Genomic DNA, 14,301 nt, shown 5'->3' on the forward strand with positions numbered 1-14,301 from the left:
TCTCGGCTCGGGGTATGCAACGCTGAAAATTTGCCGGGTGTCGCAGAACATAGTTGAGCCTGGGCGAATTTACCGAAAATCTTTGGCACTATTGCGGATGTGACTGATACACCTGCCGTGTCGGCGTCGGTGGATCGCACCGCCCAACCTTGGTGGCGGTCGGCCGTGTTCTACCAGGTCTATCCGCGATCCTTCGCGGACTCCGACGGTGACGGGATCGGCGATCTCGGCGGAGTTCGCGAGAAGCTCGGCTACCTCGAACTACTCGGGGTGGACGCGCTGTGGATCTGTCCGGTGATGCGTTCGCCGATGGCCGACGGCGGCTACGACGTCGCCGACCCACGCGATATCGACGCGCTGTTCGGCGGTATGGCGGCGATGGACGAATTGATCGCCGAAGCGCACGACCGCAATCTCAAGGTCACCATGGACCTGGTGCCGAACCACACCAGTGATCAGCATCCGTGGTTCGCCGCGGCGCTGGCCGCCGCACCCGGCAGCCATGAACGCGAGCGCTACATCTTCCGCGACGGCCGCGGACCCGACGGCGCCACGCCGCCGAACAACTGGCCGAGCATCTTCGGCGGACCGGCCTGGACTCGAATCACCGAGGCCGACGGCACCCCCGGTCAGTGGTACCTGCACATCTTCGCGCGTGAGCAACCCGATCTGAACTGGCAGAATCCCGAGGTCGCCGCCGATTTCGAGCAGACGCTGCGGTTCTGGCTCGACCGCGGCGTCGACGGCTTCCGCCTCGATGTCGCGCACGGCATGGCCAAACCGGACGGCCTGCCCGATATGGTGCGCGTCGAGACCAAGATGCTCGTGCACGACGACAGCGATCCGCGCTTCAACAATCCCAATGTGCACGATATCCACCGCCGCATCCGGAAGGTGCTGGACGAGTATCCGAACGCGGTCTCGATCGGCGAGGTGTGGGTCGACGACAACACCCGATTCGGCGAGTACGTCCGACCGGACGAACTGCACCTGGCCTTCAATTTCCGTCTCGCCGAGACGGAATTCGCCGCCGATCCGGTGCGGGCCGCCATCGACAATTCGCTCGCGGCCGTCGCGCCGGTGGGCGCCTCGCCCACTTGGACCCTGTCCAACCACGACATCGAGCGCGAGGTCACCCGCTACGGCGGCGGTCCGGTCGGGGTCGCGCGGGCTCGCGCGATGATCATGGTGGAGTTGGCGCTGCCCGGTGCGGTCTTCATCTACAACGGCGCCGAACTCGGACTGCCGAATGTGGACGATCTGCCCGAGGCGGTGCTGCAGGATCCGGTCTGGGAACGCTCCGGACATACCGAGCGCGGACGCGACGGCTGCCGGGTGCCGATTCCATGGGAGGGCGCTGCGCCGCCGTTCGGCTTCACCACCGCCGAGCAGTCCTGGCTGCCGATACCGCCGGAATGGGCGTCGTCATCGGTCGAGGCGCAGTTGGAGGCGTTGGGCTCCACGCTGTCGCTGTACCGCTTGGCGATCGAACTACGCAGTGTCCGACCGGAATTCGCGGGTCCGCGGATCGAGTGGTACGGCAGTCCGTCGGGTTGCCTGGCCTTCCGGAGACCGGGTGGACTGGTCTGTGTGCTGAACGCATCCCCCGTGCCGATCTCCCTGCCGCCGGGCGATGTACTGCTCGTCAGCGCCCCACCGGTGAACGGACAGTTGCCCGCGAATGCCGCCGCCTGGATGGTGTGAGGGGACAACACGAATTCGACCAGAGCGCGAACTACTACAGAGGATCGTCTACCTTTGATCCTGTGAGTGAGCGAAGCGAGCGAACCATGTGCCAGCGCGCGATGCGCATGACGGAGCCGAGCGTCAGCGAGGCGCAGTCATGAGCATTCTCGAGACAGTGCTGATCTTCCTCGGCATCCCGCTGGTGATCTACGGCGCGATCGCCGGATTGTCGTTTCTCGGCAAGCCACTGCCCGGCGAGAAGCCGGTCCACTTCGATCTCGGTCAGAAGTGGACCCAGCCTCCCGTGCTGTGGAGTGCTACCGACGAGGTGACCGGATCGGGTCACCACGCTGAGTCGTCGCATGGGCACCATGCGGCAATCGAATCCACCGACGTGGAGCTGATCGGAGGCCGGGCAAGTGGCAAGTTCTAATTGGCCCGCGGTAGTCGAATCCGAACTGCCGCACGGTTCGGTGGTCACCAGCAGCGGCCGCGTCTCGGGTGTGCACGAGGCCGGCGCGGTGTTCAAGGAAGCCCCGTTCAGCGATGACGAGCGGCTCGCCATAGACAACGTGCTCACCGAGGCGACCCGCGCGACAAAGGTGCGCTTCAGCATCTACATCGGCGATCTCGGCGCGGATCCGGCCGCCGGTGCGGACGCGGTCTTCCCCGCGACCCCCGAGGCCGCGCGTTCGGTGCTCATCGCGGTTTCGCCCAATGACAAGGCCATCGAGGTGCGCTCCGGCCACGAGGTCGCTGATCGCGCCAACGACCGCGTCTGCCAGCTCGGCGTCACCGCCGCATTGAGCTCGTTCCGGCAGGGCCAGCTCATCGACGGCCTGATCTCCGCGGTTCGCGTGATGGCCGCCGCTATCGGTCGCTGATCGTTCCACATCCGGCGCGTTCACCTCGGTTGAGGTGAACGCGCCGTTTGTTTTCAGTCCTGGGCGTCGAAGGCGCGTGCGCGCAGTGAGCGTTCGGTGCCCGCCTTGCCCTCGCTCACCAGGCGGCGCAGCGCAGGCGGATGGTCATCGGCGAGGAACTTGTCCGCCGTCGCGACGGCTTCCTCGCTGATCGCCCACGCCGGATAGAGCCCGATGACCACGGTCTGCGCGACCTCGCTGGAGCGGCGCTCCCAGACGCCGGGGACCTCGGCGAAATAGCGCTCCACGTACGGCGTCAGCAGCTCACCCTGGCCATTGGGCGCGAAGCCGCCGACGATCGAACGGGCGGTGATATTCGGGACCGAATCGTCGGACATCACCGTCGTCCAGGCCTGCTCCTTCACCTCGGCGATCGGACGAGCCGTCGCCGCGGCCGCGGCTTGCCGCTTACCCGCCGCGGTCGGATCATTGGACAACTCTGTATCGATCGAGGGGGTCGCGAGCCCTTCGGCGTCGATCTCACCGGCGGCGGCGAGTGCGGTGACCAGCCGCCAGCGCAGATCGGTGTCGACGATCAGACCCGGGAGACCGACCTTCGCCGGGTCGCCGTCGAGCAGTTCACGCAGCACCTCGGTGTGCCAGTCCGACAGCTTGGCGCCGGTGAGTGCGTTGACGAAGGCGAGTTGGTGGTCCGAACCCGCCTCGGCCTCGCGAGCGAGCTCCAGCAGCCGGTTGGCGTATTCGGGCCAGCCGGTGGTGGTGGCCCATTCCGGATCGGCGTAGCTGCCGATCGCGGTGTTGGCCTGCATCAGGAGTCGTTGCACCACCCCGATTTCGGATTCGGCGCCGACGCCGCGCTGGACCAGGGCGACGAAATCGCGGGCCCGGAATTCGGCCTGCCTGGTCATCTCCCAGGCGGCCGACCAGGCCAGCGTGCGGGGGAGCGGTTCGGCGATATCGGCGATGCGGTTGACCAGCACGTCGAGCGAATCGGCATCCAGGCGCACCGAGCAGTAGGTGAGGTCGTCATCGTTGACCAGCACGAACTTGCCGCGTGGCACGCCGATCAACTCGGGGACGTCGGTGCGCTCGGCGGCATCGAGATCGAGCTCGACGCGCTTGGTGCGCACCAGCTTTCCGTCCTGGTCGGCATAGACGCCGACGGCGAGGCGATGGACGCGACGTTCGCCCGCACCGGGTGCCGCACCCTCCTGCACCACGGCGAACGAGGTGAACTTGCCCTCGGCGTCGACCTCGAAATCCGGCCGAACGATATTCAAGCCGGTGGTCTTGAGCCACTGCGCGCCCCAGCCGGACAGATCACGGCCCGAGGACTGCTCCAGCGCCGACAGCAGATCGTCGAAAGTGGCATTGCCGTAGGCGTGTTCGGTGAAGTAGGCGCGCAGACCTGCGAGGAACGGCTCCAGACCGACATACGCGACAAGCTGCTTGAGCACGGAAGCGCCCTTGGCATAGGTGATTCCGTCGAAGTTGACCTCAACCGCATGCAGGTCCGGGATATCCGCGGCAATGGGGTGAGTGGAGGGCAGCTGGTCCTGCCGGTAGGCCCAGGACTTCTCCACATTGGCGAAAGTGGTCCAGGCACTTGTGTATTCGGTCGCCTCGGACTGGCACAGCACCGAGGCGAAGGTCGCGAACGATTCGTTCAACCACAGGTCGTCCCACCACTTCATGGTGACCAGATCGCCGAACCACATATGCGCCATCTCGTGCAGAACTGTCTCGGCGCGCCGCTCGTAGGAGGCGCGGGTCACCTTGGACCGGAAGACGTAGTCCTCCAGGAACGTAACGGCACCGGCGTTCTCCATCGCGCCCGCGTTGAACTCCGGGACGAACAGCTGGTCGTACTTGCCGAAGGCGTACGGCACACCGAAGTTGTTGTGGTAGAAGCCGAATCCCTGCTTCGTCTCGGTGAAGAGGCGCTCGGCGTCCATATGTTCGGCGAGCGAGGAGCGGCAGTAGATGCCGAGCGGGATGGTGCCGTGATCGTCGGTGTAGGCGTCGGTCCATTCCGCGTACGGGCCCGCGATGAGCGCGACCAGATAGGTGCTCATCCGCGGGGTGGTGCGGAACAGGTGCTTGCCGGGATCGGCGATGAGCGTATCGACCGCGGCGGCGTTGGAGATGACCTTCCAGCTCGGCGCGGCGGTGACGCTGATATCGAAGCTGGCCTTGAGATCCGGCTGATCGAAGCAGGCGAACATGCGCTTGGCATCGGCGGTTTCGAATTGCGAGTACAGGTAGACCGCGTCATCGGTGGGGTCGACGAAGCGGTGCAGGCCCTCACCGGTATTGGAGTATTCGCAGTCGGCCTCGACGACGAGTTCGTTGCGCTCGGCCAGACCGGTGAGGGTGATGCCCTTGGCTTCGTCGTAGTCGGCGACGTCGATCGGGGTGCCGTTGAGCACGGCGGAGCGGACCCCGCGGGCGACGATATCGATGAACGTGCTCGCGCCCGCGGTCGCGGTGAAAGTGACCGTGCTGCGGGAGAAGAAGGTCTGCTCGCCCGGCTGCCCCGCCCCGTCGGTCAGGTCGAGCTCGATGCGATAGTTCTCGACCTGCACTGTCGAGGCGCGTTCGATCGCCTGGTCGCGAGTCAGGTTCGGTGCGGACATTGGACTCCTTCGTGGTTCGAAGAACATGCACGGGCGGCCCCCGGCGGGCACAGCACTCACCACAATGCCACCTCGGTAAGGTTGCCCGCGCGGGACTTTTTCCCCTGAACCCTATCGACCAGGATCGGAGCTGCGACGTGAAGCACATCCACGCCGGAAAGGTGCGCGACCTCTACGAGGACGGCGATACCCTGCTGCTGGTGGCGTCGGACCGGGTATCGGTCTACGACGTGGTGCTGCCGACGCCGATCCCGGATAAGGGCGCACTGCTGACCCAGCTGTCCAACTGGTGGTTCGAATACTTCACCGAGGTGCCCAACCATGTGGTCTCCGCGACCGATGTGCCCGCGGAATTCGCCGGTCGCGGCATCCGGGTCAAGCCGCTGAAGATGCTGCAGGTCGAATGCATCGCGCGCGGCTATCTGACCGGGTCGGGGCTGAAGGAATACGAGCACACCGGGACGGTTTCCGGCATCGCGCTGCCGCCCGGTCTGCGTGATGGCGACATACTGCCCGAGCCGATCTTCACCCCGACCAGTAAGGCCTCCGAGGGCCACGACGAGCCCATCACCTTCGCGGATGTGGTGAATCAGGAGGGCCGCGAGGTCGCCGAGCAACTGCGCGACCTGACTCTTCGGATCTATACCCGCGGTGCCGCGCACGCCGCCGTGCGCGGCGTCATCGTCGCCGACACCAAGGTCGAATTCGGTTGGGACAGTGACGTTCTCACCCTCGGCGACGAGGTACTGACCTCCGACTCCTCCCGCTTCTGGCCTGGCGCCGAATGGGAACCCGGCCGCCCCCAACGCTCCTTCGACAAGCAGTTCGTCCGCGACTGGTCCACCTCCACGGGCTGGAACAAGGAATATCCGGGCCCGGAGATCCCCGCCGAAATCGTCGATGCCACTCGGCAGAAGTACATCGAGGCATACGAACTCATCACTGGGCAGAGTTGGGGCGCAGCGTCCCGCTGATCATCAGGGCGACTGGGACGGCTCGCAGTGCCTCGTCCAGATAGGTTGCCTCGGTAACGACATGCGCTCCCGCGCGCCTTTTGTCACGCCGCGCACGAAATCGCGGGAAGAAACCAAGCGCGGCGCGCGAATCGGTGTGCGGGACCATCGACCACGTTGGGCCGCGGTCAAGTCCTGGGCCGCATGCGACCGGACTTCAGGAGTCGAGCGGCGATGAGTTTCGTCGTGGTGTCTCGTCTGTATCCACAGACCCGATCAACCGGACTCGAGGAGAGCATCATGACCGTCACCTACACCTTCGACGTCTTTTCCAGCCTCGACGGCTACGGTGGCGTCAGCGGCGGCGACTGGGGCGGCTACTGGGGCAAGCAAGGCCCCGAACTGCTCGACCACCGCCTCGCCTTGTACGAGGCGGAGCAGCGGATGGTCTTCGGGGCCAACACCTATCGGGCGTTCACGCAGATACTGGACTCGGGCAACGAGGAGTCGGTGCGTGACCCATGGGTCACCCGGATGAGGAACCTGCCGGCGACGGTGGTGTCGACCACCCTGGAAGGACCGCTCGACTGGCCGGACGCCACCGTCGTGAGCGGTGACGCCGTCGACGTCGTCGCACGGCTCAAGAAGGAGTCCGAGGTGCCGTTGCGCTCGCACGGCAGCCTGTCGATGAACCGGGCGCTGATGGCCGCCGGCCTGGTCGACCGCGTCCAGGTGACGCTCTTCCCTGTGATCACCGGTCAGACCGGTGATGACCCGATCTTCCAGGGTGCGGCCGACTTCGACCTCGAGCTGATCGAGAGCCGCACGCTCGACGGCAACATCCAAGAGCTCATATACCGGCCCACCCTGCATGTCTGAGTCCATCTATGCCCCCGTCAAGCAGCCGAACCTGCCCACGATCTCGGTGCACACATTCGCTGACTGTCCGAGGGAAGGGTGCTGCCTGGACGCCACATAGGTCAGCAACGCACGCTCATACCGCATATCGGTCGTGCAGGAACGCAGCGTCTTCGGTCAACGGCGCGTTAGCCTGTTCCACTTCTGTTCGGCTGTCGGTGGTCCCACGACTGGCCATGTGGTGCACCGGTGGCAAACGACACCGAGGCCAGGCACCTCCATGCGGATTGCGCCGCGGTGCCCGGTAGCCGTACGGGGTGCCGGGTGCTCGATGGTGCGGGATGTCCGGTTGTTGTGCGGTGCCTAGTGGGTGCCGGTGTTCGGTGGGCACGGGTCGGTCAGGCGAGGTGCTCGGCTAGCCGGTCGAGGTAGGGCCGCTGGCCTGCGCCCAGTTTGTCGTGCGCGGTGGCGAGGTCGAACCATCCGACGCGGTCGATTTCCGGGAAGGTGGCGAGGCGGCCGGATTTGGGCGGCCATTCCATTTCGAAGGTGCCCGGGACAACTGTGGACGGGTCGAGATCGCCCTCGACGGCCCAAACTGTGAGGTTCTTGGCGGATTTGCCACTGCCGTAGCGAACCTCGCCCAACGGCACCCGATCGCCCTCGGGCACCGGCAGCCCGAGTTCCTCGAGGAACTCACGCGCCGCGGCCACCTCGGCGCCCTCGTATTCCGGCTCGTACTCACCCTTCGGAATCGACCACGCCCCCGCATCCTTCCGCGCCCAGAACGGCCCACCCATATGCCCGATCAGCACCTCGGTATCACCGGCGGTCCGACGGAACAACAGAATCCCAGCACTGAATTTGCCTGCCACACCGAGCAGTCTGCCGCCTAGCGCCGCCCTGGCGCGTACAAGACACGGCGGATCCAGCAGTCCCGGGGAACATCGAGCATGGCCAGACAAGCGATCACATGGAGTCCCTTCGGTGCAGACGGATCTTGTGGTGAGCCCCACCTACCAGGGACTCCACAGCCATATCCAGCATCCAATCGGTGTGTCACCCAAGGACTTTCGTCACGGCATGCGAAATCCGTTGCTACATTGCTGAGATCACCTTAGTGCGAGGGTGAATTCTGTCCCGCTTCGCGATGTCGATGCGGCACCGTCAAATCGCATTCCGATGACCGGGACGACAACGCGGGAATCCTTTCCGGGGATCGGGTTTCGCTCGACTTCTTCCGCCTTTCGGACCACCGCCTTCGCTCGCGATTGTCAGCAGTACATTGCCGCGGCACGCACGCAACGTCACTGGCAATGGCGCTTTAGCCAATGCCTTTGGCGGGGCCGTCGTCGCAAACAACAGGGGTCTTCGCGCCCTGCTGCTAGAAGAGGAGAAGAAATGTCCGTAGAAAATCGCGGCCGGTTCCGGGCCGGAGCGGGTGGGCGGAAGCGGTCCGGAATACTGTGCGCCGCTGTGGCGTTCAGTGCGGCGACAATGCTCGGTACCATCGGTATCCCGACCGCCAACGCAGAGTCATCGGGCCCGCTTCCCTCGTGTTATTCGCAACCTGCCGTCTCGGCGCCCGGCATCGAGGCGGTCGAGCAGCTCAAGCAAGACTATTTCCATGCCATCGATACCAAGAACTGGTCCGACCTGAGCACACACCTCGCGCCTGACGTCATAGTGGACACCACGGGCAGCGCCGGCCCCATATTTCCCAACAGGGATTCGTTCATCGCCTTCCTGCAACTCACGCTGGGTGGCGCTAATACACACCACCAAGGCTACGACCCGCAAATCAAAATGACGTCCGCGACGACTGCCGCGGGTGTGTGGACGATGGATGACGTACTTGTCTGGGGCAATACGTTCGGGGTGCACGGTTACGGCCATTACTGGGAGTGCTATACAAACACCGACGGCCACTGGGTGGAAAAGTACTCCAAGCTCACCCGTACCCGCATAGATCTGATCAATCCCGATGGCACGGTGATCGAGGCCGACGCTCCGCTCGATGAGATCGTTCAGAAATTCCACGAAGCTACCGGGCTCTAGTGAGGTGATTTCACCGACTTTCAGTCGGTTCGGCGGTTTTCGAAATAGGTGAGGTCGAATGCGGCTACCTGGACCAGCCACTGTCAGTCTGCCGTCGTGCCGGTGTCCAGACGGAGGTGGGCGGCGCGGAGGGTCAGGTAGTCGCGTTCGGGGGTACTGGTGGTGTGGTTGGCGGCGGAGGTGTAGCAGGTGATGGCGGAGGCGAAATCGCCTGCCATTTCGTGTAAGTGGCCGCGGACTGCGTCGAGGCGGTGGTTGCCTGCCAACTGGTCTTCGAGGGTGTCGGCGAGTTCGAGACCGGCGGCCGGGCCGTGCACCATGGCGGTGGCGACGGCGCGGTTGAGGGTGACCATCGGGTTCTTCGAGATGCGCTCGATCATGTTGTACAGGGCCAGGATTCGACGCCAGTCGGTGTCCTCGGCACGCAGCGCCTGCGCGTGCAGTACGGCGATCGCGGCCTGGATCTGGTACGGGCCGGTGAGGCCCGAGGTGAGTGTGCTGGTCGTCAAGGTCATGCCCTCGGTGATCAGCTTGCGATCCCACAGTGCGCGGTTCTGTTCGGCGAGCGGAATCAATTCGCCGTGCGCTCCGGTGCGGGCGACGCGCCGGGAGTCGGTGAGCAACATGAGCGCGAGCAGCCCGGTTACTTCGGTGTCGTCTGGGAGCAGTCGATGGATCGACCTGGTCAGGCGGATGGCCTCGTTCGAGAGGTCGGTCCGCTGTAGGTCGGGTCCCGCTGTGGTGGTGTGCCCCTCGTTGAAGATCAGGTACAGCACATGCAGTACCGCACCGAGCCGCTCATGCCATTGCGCATCACCGGGCCGGGCGAACGGGCGGTCGAGGGTGGCCAGTTTCTTCTTCGCACGCGTAATCCGTTGCGCCATGGTCGCTTCCGGCAGCAGGAAGGCATTGGCGATCTCCGCCGTGCCGAGCCCGCCGACCGCACGCAATGTCAGCGCGATGGCACTAGCGGACGACAGCGCAGGATGGCAGCAGAGGAAGAACACGGCGAGCGTATCGTCACGATCGACGGCCTCGGCATCGGGCACATCGCGCTCGAAAACCGTTGTCTCCCTATGTCGCCGGGCCACCTCGGCGCGCACCACATCGGCCATCCGCCGCTGCGCGACCTGGATCAACCACGCTCGCGGATTATCCGGCAGCCCATCGTCGGACCATTGGGTCGCCGCCGCGAGCATCGCCTCCTGTAGCGCGTCCTCGGCGGTGTCGAAATCGCCGAATCGGCGTACCAACGTGCCGAGGACCTGTGGCGCGAGTTCGCGCAACAGGTCCTCGATGGGCGGTGCTCCGTGCATGGACAACTATTACTCGGTCGCCGGGGCGCCCATCACCGCGCGCACCTCGATGTACTCGCCGATCGGCTTACCACCGGGGCCGGGGCCCGCCGAAGCCTGTGCGGCGATCTCCAGCGCACGTTCCGGACTTTCCACATCGACAAGCCAATATCCGGCCAGGAATTCCTTGGTCTCCGGGAACGGTCCATCGGTGACAACCGGCGCCGATCGTCCGTCCGAACTGACCAGTCGTGCCTCGTCCGGCCCGGCCAGGCCCTGCGCATCGACCAGTTCACCGGTCTTGGCCAGCTCCGCGCCGAGCGTCCGCTGGAAATCGATATGCGCCTTGATCTCCTCCGGCGTCCACTCGGTGATCGGGACGTCGCAGCCGGCGGCGGGCCCATAGGTCTTGAGCAGCATGTACTTCATTTCCGGTCTCCTAGCCTGCGGTGCGCCCCAGCGGCGCGCTCGCGATGAGGTCGGAGCTGGGTGCGCCGATTCGACGCATCCTCGATAGTGATCTGCATCACAGCGGTGTGGAGGTATCGGCGAGTCGTTCCGGATCGACCTGCTGGCCGATCAACTCCTTGATCCGGTCGGTCACATCCCAGACGTTCACATTCATCCCCGCCAGCACCCGGTTCTCGGCATCGAGCCAGAACGCGACGAACTCGCGCTTAGCCACATCACCGCGCACGACCACCTGCGCGTACTCACCGGTCGCGGCGTATCCGGTGTACTCCATGCCCAGGTCGTATTGGTCGGTGAAGAAATACGGAAGGCGTTCGTAGGAAGCCGACTTGCCGAGCATGGTCTGCGCCGCGACGGCGGGCTGATTGAGCGCATTCGCCCAGTGCTCCACCCGAATTCGACGCCCGAGCACCGGATGCTGTGCGTCGGCGATATCGCCGACCGCCACGATGTCCGGGTCACTGGTGGCCAGGCTCGCGTCGACGAGTATGCCGCCGTCGGTCGCCAGCCCCGCGTTGGCGGCCAGTTCGATATTCGGCCGCGCGCCGATCGCGACGAGTACCGCATCGCCCTCGATCACGGTGCCGTCGGTGAGTCGGACGCCGCTCGCCAGATCCACCCCGCCCTGACCAGCGGTGATTGCCCCGGCCTGATGAGTGGTGATCGCCTCGACCTGGGCTCCGAATCGCAGGTCGACGCCGTGGTCGCGGTGCAGATCCGCGAAGACCTGACCCATCTCTGGGCCGAGCGCCGCCAGCAGCGGCAGTTCGGCGGATTCGATAATGGTGACCTCGACCTGCGCGGCGCGTGCGGCCGAGGCGACCTCGAGCCCGATCCAGCCCGCCCCGATGATGACCAGCCGCCGGGCCGAGCCGAACAGCTCGATCAGACTGTCGGAGTCGCCGATGGTGCGCAGCGTGTACACCTCGCGCGCATCCATGCCCGGAATCGGCAGGCGGCGCGGTGTCGAGCCGGTCGCGAGTGCGAGCTTGTCGTAGCCGAGTGTCGAACCATCCGGCAGCGTCACGGTTTTCGCGCTCGGATCGATCGCGCCGACTTCGGTGCCGAGCCGGACGTCGATATGGTGATCGCGGTACCACTGGCCCGGATCGACGGTGAATTCCTCGAGCGATTTCTTACCGGCCAGATGCTCCTTGGACAGCGGTGGTCGCTCATAGGGCAGGTAATCCTCGGCGCTGATCAGCGTCACGGTTCCGGCGAAATCGTTGTCGCGCAGTGCTTCCGCCAGTTTGGCCGCGGCCAGCCCGCCGCCGACGATGACGAAATGCTGATCAGAGGTCATAACGGACTCCTTTTCGGGAGGGAACCGGACGCCTGCGTGTCACCCTACTGGGACCCCGGGCCGCCTTTTCGGAAAATCGGGCGTCCGGTGCGGGAACGAATCGTGCACCCGCGTGGTTGGCCACGGATAGTGGCGCGGCGAATCCGCGCGTTACGAGCGTGCGATGGAGAGGAACAGCTCTGTGAGCGAGACGACCACCAAGAACGTTGCCGATTTCTGGTTCGACCCGCTGTGCCCCTGGTGTTGGATCACCTCCCGCTGGATTCTCGAGGTCGAGCAGGTCCGCGATATCGAGGCCCGTTTCCACGTGATGAGCCTGTCGGTGCTGAACGAGGGCAAGGAGGGGCTGCCGCCGCAGTACGAGGAGCTGCTCGCCACCGGCTGGGGTCCGGTCCGGGTCGCCATCGCCGCCGCCCAGGAGCACGGTGACAAGGTGCTCTCCCCGCTCTACACCGCGATGGGTACCCGCATCCACAACCGTCGCGAGGAGTACGTGCGCGACTCTCGCAAGGAATCCCTGGCCGCGGTGATCGCTGATTCGCTCGCCGAGGCGGGCCTGCCCGCCGAGCTTGCCGCGGCCGCCGAGAGCACCGAATTCGACGAGGCACTGCGCAAGAGCCATCACGAGGGCATGGACAAGGTCGGTCCGGATGTCGGCACCCCGACCATCCACATCAACGGCAATGCCTTCTTCGGTCCGGTGCTGTCGCGGATCCCGCGCGGCGAGGAGGCCGGGAAGCTGTGGGATGCGGCGGTCACGCTGGCCGACTACCCGCACTTCTTCGAGCTGAAGCGGACCAGGACCGAGGATCCGTCCTTCGACTGACCGCGGACCTACGGCACGGGTTTCGGCGGCAACGTCGGAACCTCGCCGTAGCTGCTCGGGTACGGACCGGCCGGTGGCGCACCGGCCGGTCGGTTCGGTCGCCAGAACAGCTTGCCGTGCCTGCTGCGGTCGCGCAGGGCCCACATCCGCCAGGTCAGCACCGGATGCGAGGACATGGCATTGCTGATCCAGACGAAGAAGCCCTTCTCGACCGTGGCCCGATCGGCCATCTCATCGAAGCCGACCAACTTGTTCAGGTACTTGCCCGCGGCGAGGGTGCCCATGGCGCCGGGTGCGCCGACGTGCCGGTTGCAGTAGCCGTGGTTGTCGGCGGTGTACTCCTGGGACCGGATCAGCGAGCTGCCGATGATCGGCAGCGACGGTGCCACGAACATGCCGAGCTGACGCCAGTACGAGGTGTGCCCGGCCGCGATATGTCCGACCTCGTGACCGATGATGAAGGCGAGAGCCTCGGGTTCGCGTGCGGCGCCGCCGATTTCGAACAGATCGCTGTAGACCGCGACATAGCGCCGGAAACCGTGACCGGAGGCGAAGGCATTGATCTGGCCGTTGCCGAGCACGACGTATGCGTCCGGCACTTTGGCCAGTCCGAATCGGGCCGCCGCCTCGACCACCAGCTGATAGCCCTCCGGAAACTGGGTCGGCGACATCTTGACGCCGTTGACCCGCATGGACGCGTAGCTCATACCGCGCAGGAACCACACGACGATCGGCGCGAAGACCAGGATGATCAGGTAGATATTCGGCTGCTTCCCATCCAGCACGAGGCCGATGCACGCCGCCAGCGCGATCAGCATCGCGAGCGTGGTGATCACACAGACCACGACCAGCAGCGGAATCTCCCACGGGTGCCGTGCTGGCATGCCATATGGGGACAGGCCGCGCGGCTGCCGCTGCGGGGGCATGCCGGGTGGGACCGGAGCCACACCGTAGGGCCCCTGGGCGTACGGCGCCGGACCGTAGTGGGGTGTCGGGTATGGCGAACCGGGATAAGGCTGGGGTGTCGACGGGTACTGGGGTGTCGATGGGTACTGGGGCGAATCGTGCTGGGCGGAAACGTGCCCGGTCGAGATGGCGGTCGCGTCCTGAGCCTGCGCCCATCCGCCGAGAGCGGGATAGGGATCGGCGGGTCCGCCCGGCTGCTGGGGCTGGGAGTCGTGCGGCTGCATGCGAAGAACTCTATTCATTTGCCGGGGACGAGGTTCGGGCTGTTGCCGTGCGGTCGGCACTGGTGGCCGCGAACACCGCTGACATACCTGTCGATTCGCCGTGGCGGCCAGTGGTGTTAATGCCGGGCCCGATGGTGCGAC

Annotated in this window: 13 protein-coding genes; 7 read left to right on the forward strand and 6 right to left on the reverse strand. The window is 65.4% G+C overall.

From position 1 onward, the window contains the following. Positions 1-99: 99 nt before the first annotated feature. The 3 genes from OIE68_RS40545 to OIE68_RS40555 all read left to right on the forward strand — a co-directional run bounded on the left by OIE68_RS40545 (position 100) and on the right by OIE68_RS40555 (position 2,570). Positions 100-1,704 carry a glycoside hydrolase family 13 protein gene (locus OIE68_RS40545; protein ID WP_327096178.1) on the forward strand — a complete coding sequence of 535 codons (1,605 nt, stop codon included), beginning with the start codon at positions 100-102 and terminating at the stop codon, positions 1,702-1,704. A gap of 139 nt (positions 1,705-1,843) precedes the next feature. Further along, positions 1,844-2,119 (forward strand): hypothetical protein, encoded by a 276-nt coding sequence (locus OIE68_RS40550; protein ID WP_063044630.1) that lies wholly within the window; start codon positions 1,844-1,846, stop codon positions 2,117-2,119. Continuing rightward, on the forward strand, positions 2,106-2,570 hold the full coding sequence (locus OIE68_RS40555; protein WP_327096179.1) for a DUF5130 domain-containing protein: 465 nt from the start codon (positions 2,106-2,108) through the stop codon (positions 2,568-2,570). The genes OIE68_RS40550 and OIE68_RS40555 overlap by 14 nt, the downstream gene beginning before the upstream one ends. Before the next feature lie 53 nt (positions 2,571-2,623). On the opposite strand, the gene pepN is transcribed toward OIE68_RS40555, so the two are convergent. After that, positions 2,624-5,206, reverse strand: coding sequence for an aminopeptidase N (pepN, locus tag OIE68_RS40560; protein WP_327096180.1), 2,583 nt, complete (start codon positions 5,204-5,206; stop codon positions 2,624-2,626). 137 nt (positions 5,207-5,343) lie between these two features. Here pepN and OIE68_RS40565 point away from each other — a divergent pair, with 137 nt between their 5' ends. Further along, positions 5,344-6,180 (forward strand): phosphoribosylaminoimidazolesuccinocarboxamide synthase, encoded by an 837-nt coding sequence (locus tag OIE68_RS40565; protein WP_327096181.1) that lies wholly within the window; start codon positions 5,344-5,346, stop codon positions 6,178-6,180. Between the two features lie 279 nt (positions 6,181-6,459). Beyond that, positions 6,460-7,038, forward strand: a complete 579-nt coding sequence (locus tag OIE68_RS40570; RefSeq protein ID WP_327101991.1) for a dihydrofolate reductase family protein — start codon at positions 6,460-6,462, stop codon at positions 7,036-7,038. A gap of 377 nt (positions 7,039-7,415) precedes the next feature. Here OIE68_RS40570 and OIE68_RS40575 read toward each other — a convergent pair whose 3' ends face one another. Continuing rightward, positions 7,416-7,892 carry an NUDIX domain-containing protein gene (locus tag OIE68_RS40575; protein WP_327096182.1) on the reverse strand — a complete coding sequence of 159 codons (477 nt, stop codon included), beginning with the start codon at positions 7,890-7,892 and terminating at the stop codon, positions 7,416-7,418. A gap of 601 nt (positions 7,893-8,493) precedes the next feature. Between OIE68_RS40575 and OIE68_RS40580 the strand changes: the two genes are divergently transcribed. Beyond that, on the forward strand, positions 8,494-9,075 hold the full coding sequence (locus tag OIE68_RS40580) for a nuclear transport factor 2 family protein (protein ID WP_327096183.1): 582 nt from the start codon (positions 8,494-8,496) through the stop codon (positions 9,073-9,075). Between the two features lie 83 nt (positions 9,076-9,158). Here the strand turns inward: OIE68_RS40580 and OIE68_RS40585 are convergent, their stop codons facing one another. The 3 genes from OIE68_RS40585 to OIE68_RS40595 form a co-directional block, all read right to left on the reverse strand. Beyond that, a complete protein-coding gene (locus tag OIE68_RS40585) occupies positions 9,159-10,391 on the reverse strand; it encodes an RNA polymerase sigma factor (protein WP_327096184.1) in 1,233 nt (410 codons plus the stop codon). 9 nt (positions 10,392-10,400) lie between these two features. Further along, a complete protein-coding gene (locus OIE68_RS40590) occupies positions 10,401-10,799 on the reverse strand; it encodes a YciI family protein (RefSeq protein ID WP_327096185.1) in 399 nt (132 codons plus the stop codon). A 97-nt stretch (positions 10,800-10,896) separates the two neighbouring features. Further along, a complete protein-coding gene (locus OIE68_RS40595) occupies positions 10,897-12,144 on the reverse strand; it encodes an NAD(P)/FAD-dependent oxidoreductase (RefSeq protein ID WP_327096186.1) in 1,248 nt (415 codons plus the stop codon). A gap of 163 nt (positions 12,145-12,307) precedes the next feature. Between OIE68_RS40595 and OIE68_RS40600 the strand changes: the two genes are divergently transcribed. Then, positions 12,308-12,970, forward strand: a complete 663-nt coding sequence (locus OIE68_RS40600; RefSeq protein WP_327096187.1) for a DsbA family protein — start codon at positions 12,308-12,310, stop codon at positions 12,968-12,970. Between the two features lie 8 nt (positions 12,971-12,978). Here the strand turns inward: OIE68_RS40600 and OIE68_RS40605 are convergent, their stop codons facing one another. Next, on the reverse strand, positions 12,979-14,160 hold the full coding sequence (locus tag OIE68_RS40605; protein ID WP_419150636.1) for a M48 family metalloprotease: 1,182 nt from the start codon (positions 14,158-14,160) through the stop codon (positions 12,979-12,981). Positions 14,161-14,301: the final 141 nt, after the last annotated feature.

The organism is Nocardia vinacea, from assembly GCF_035920345.1.
Taxonomy (GTDB): Bacteria; Actinomycetota; Actinomycetes; order Mycobacteriales; family Mycobacteriaceae; genus Nocardia; species Nocardia vinacea_A.

Bases quoted from the DNA above. Each gene is read 5' to 3' on its own strand.
- OIE68_RS40550 (WP_063044630.1), top strand. From the start codon at position 1,844: ATGAGCATTCTCGAGACAGTGCTGATCTTCCTCGGCATCCCGCTGGTG.
- pepN (WP_327096180.1), bottom strand. From the start codon at position 5,206: ATGTCCGCACCGAACCTGACTCGCGACCAGGCGATCGAACGCGCCTCG.
- OIE68_RS40570 (WP_327101991.1), top strand. From the start codon at position 6,460: ATGACCGTCACCTACACCTTCGACGTCTTTTCCAGCCTCGACGGCTAC.
- OIE68_RS40585 (WP_327096184.1), bottom strand. From the start codon at position 10,391: ATGCACGGAGCACCGCCCATCGAGGACCTGTTGCGCGAACTCGCGCCA.
- OIE68_RS40590 (WP_327096185.1), bottom strand. From the start codon at position 10,799: ATGAAGTACATGCTGCTCAAGACCTATGGGCCCGCCGCCGGCTGCGAC.
- OIE68_RS40595 (WP_327096186.1), bottom strand. From the start codon at position 12,144: ATGACCTCTGATCAGCATTTCGTCATCGTCGGCGGCGGGCTGGCCGCG.
- OIE68_RS40600 (WP_327096187.1), top strand. From the start codon at position 12,308: ATGGAGAGGAACAGCTCTGTGAGCGAGACGACCACCAAGAACGTTGCC.
- OIE68_RS40605 (WP_419150636.1), bottom strand. From the start codon at position 14,160: ATGCAGCCGCACGACTCCCAGCCCCAGCAGCCGGGCGGACCCGCCGAT.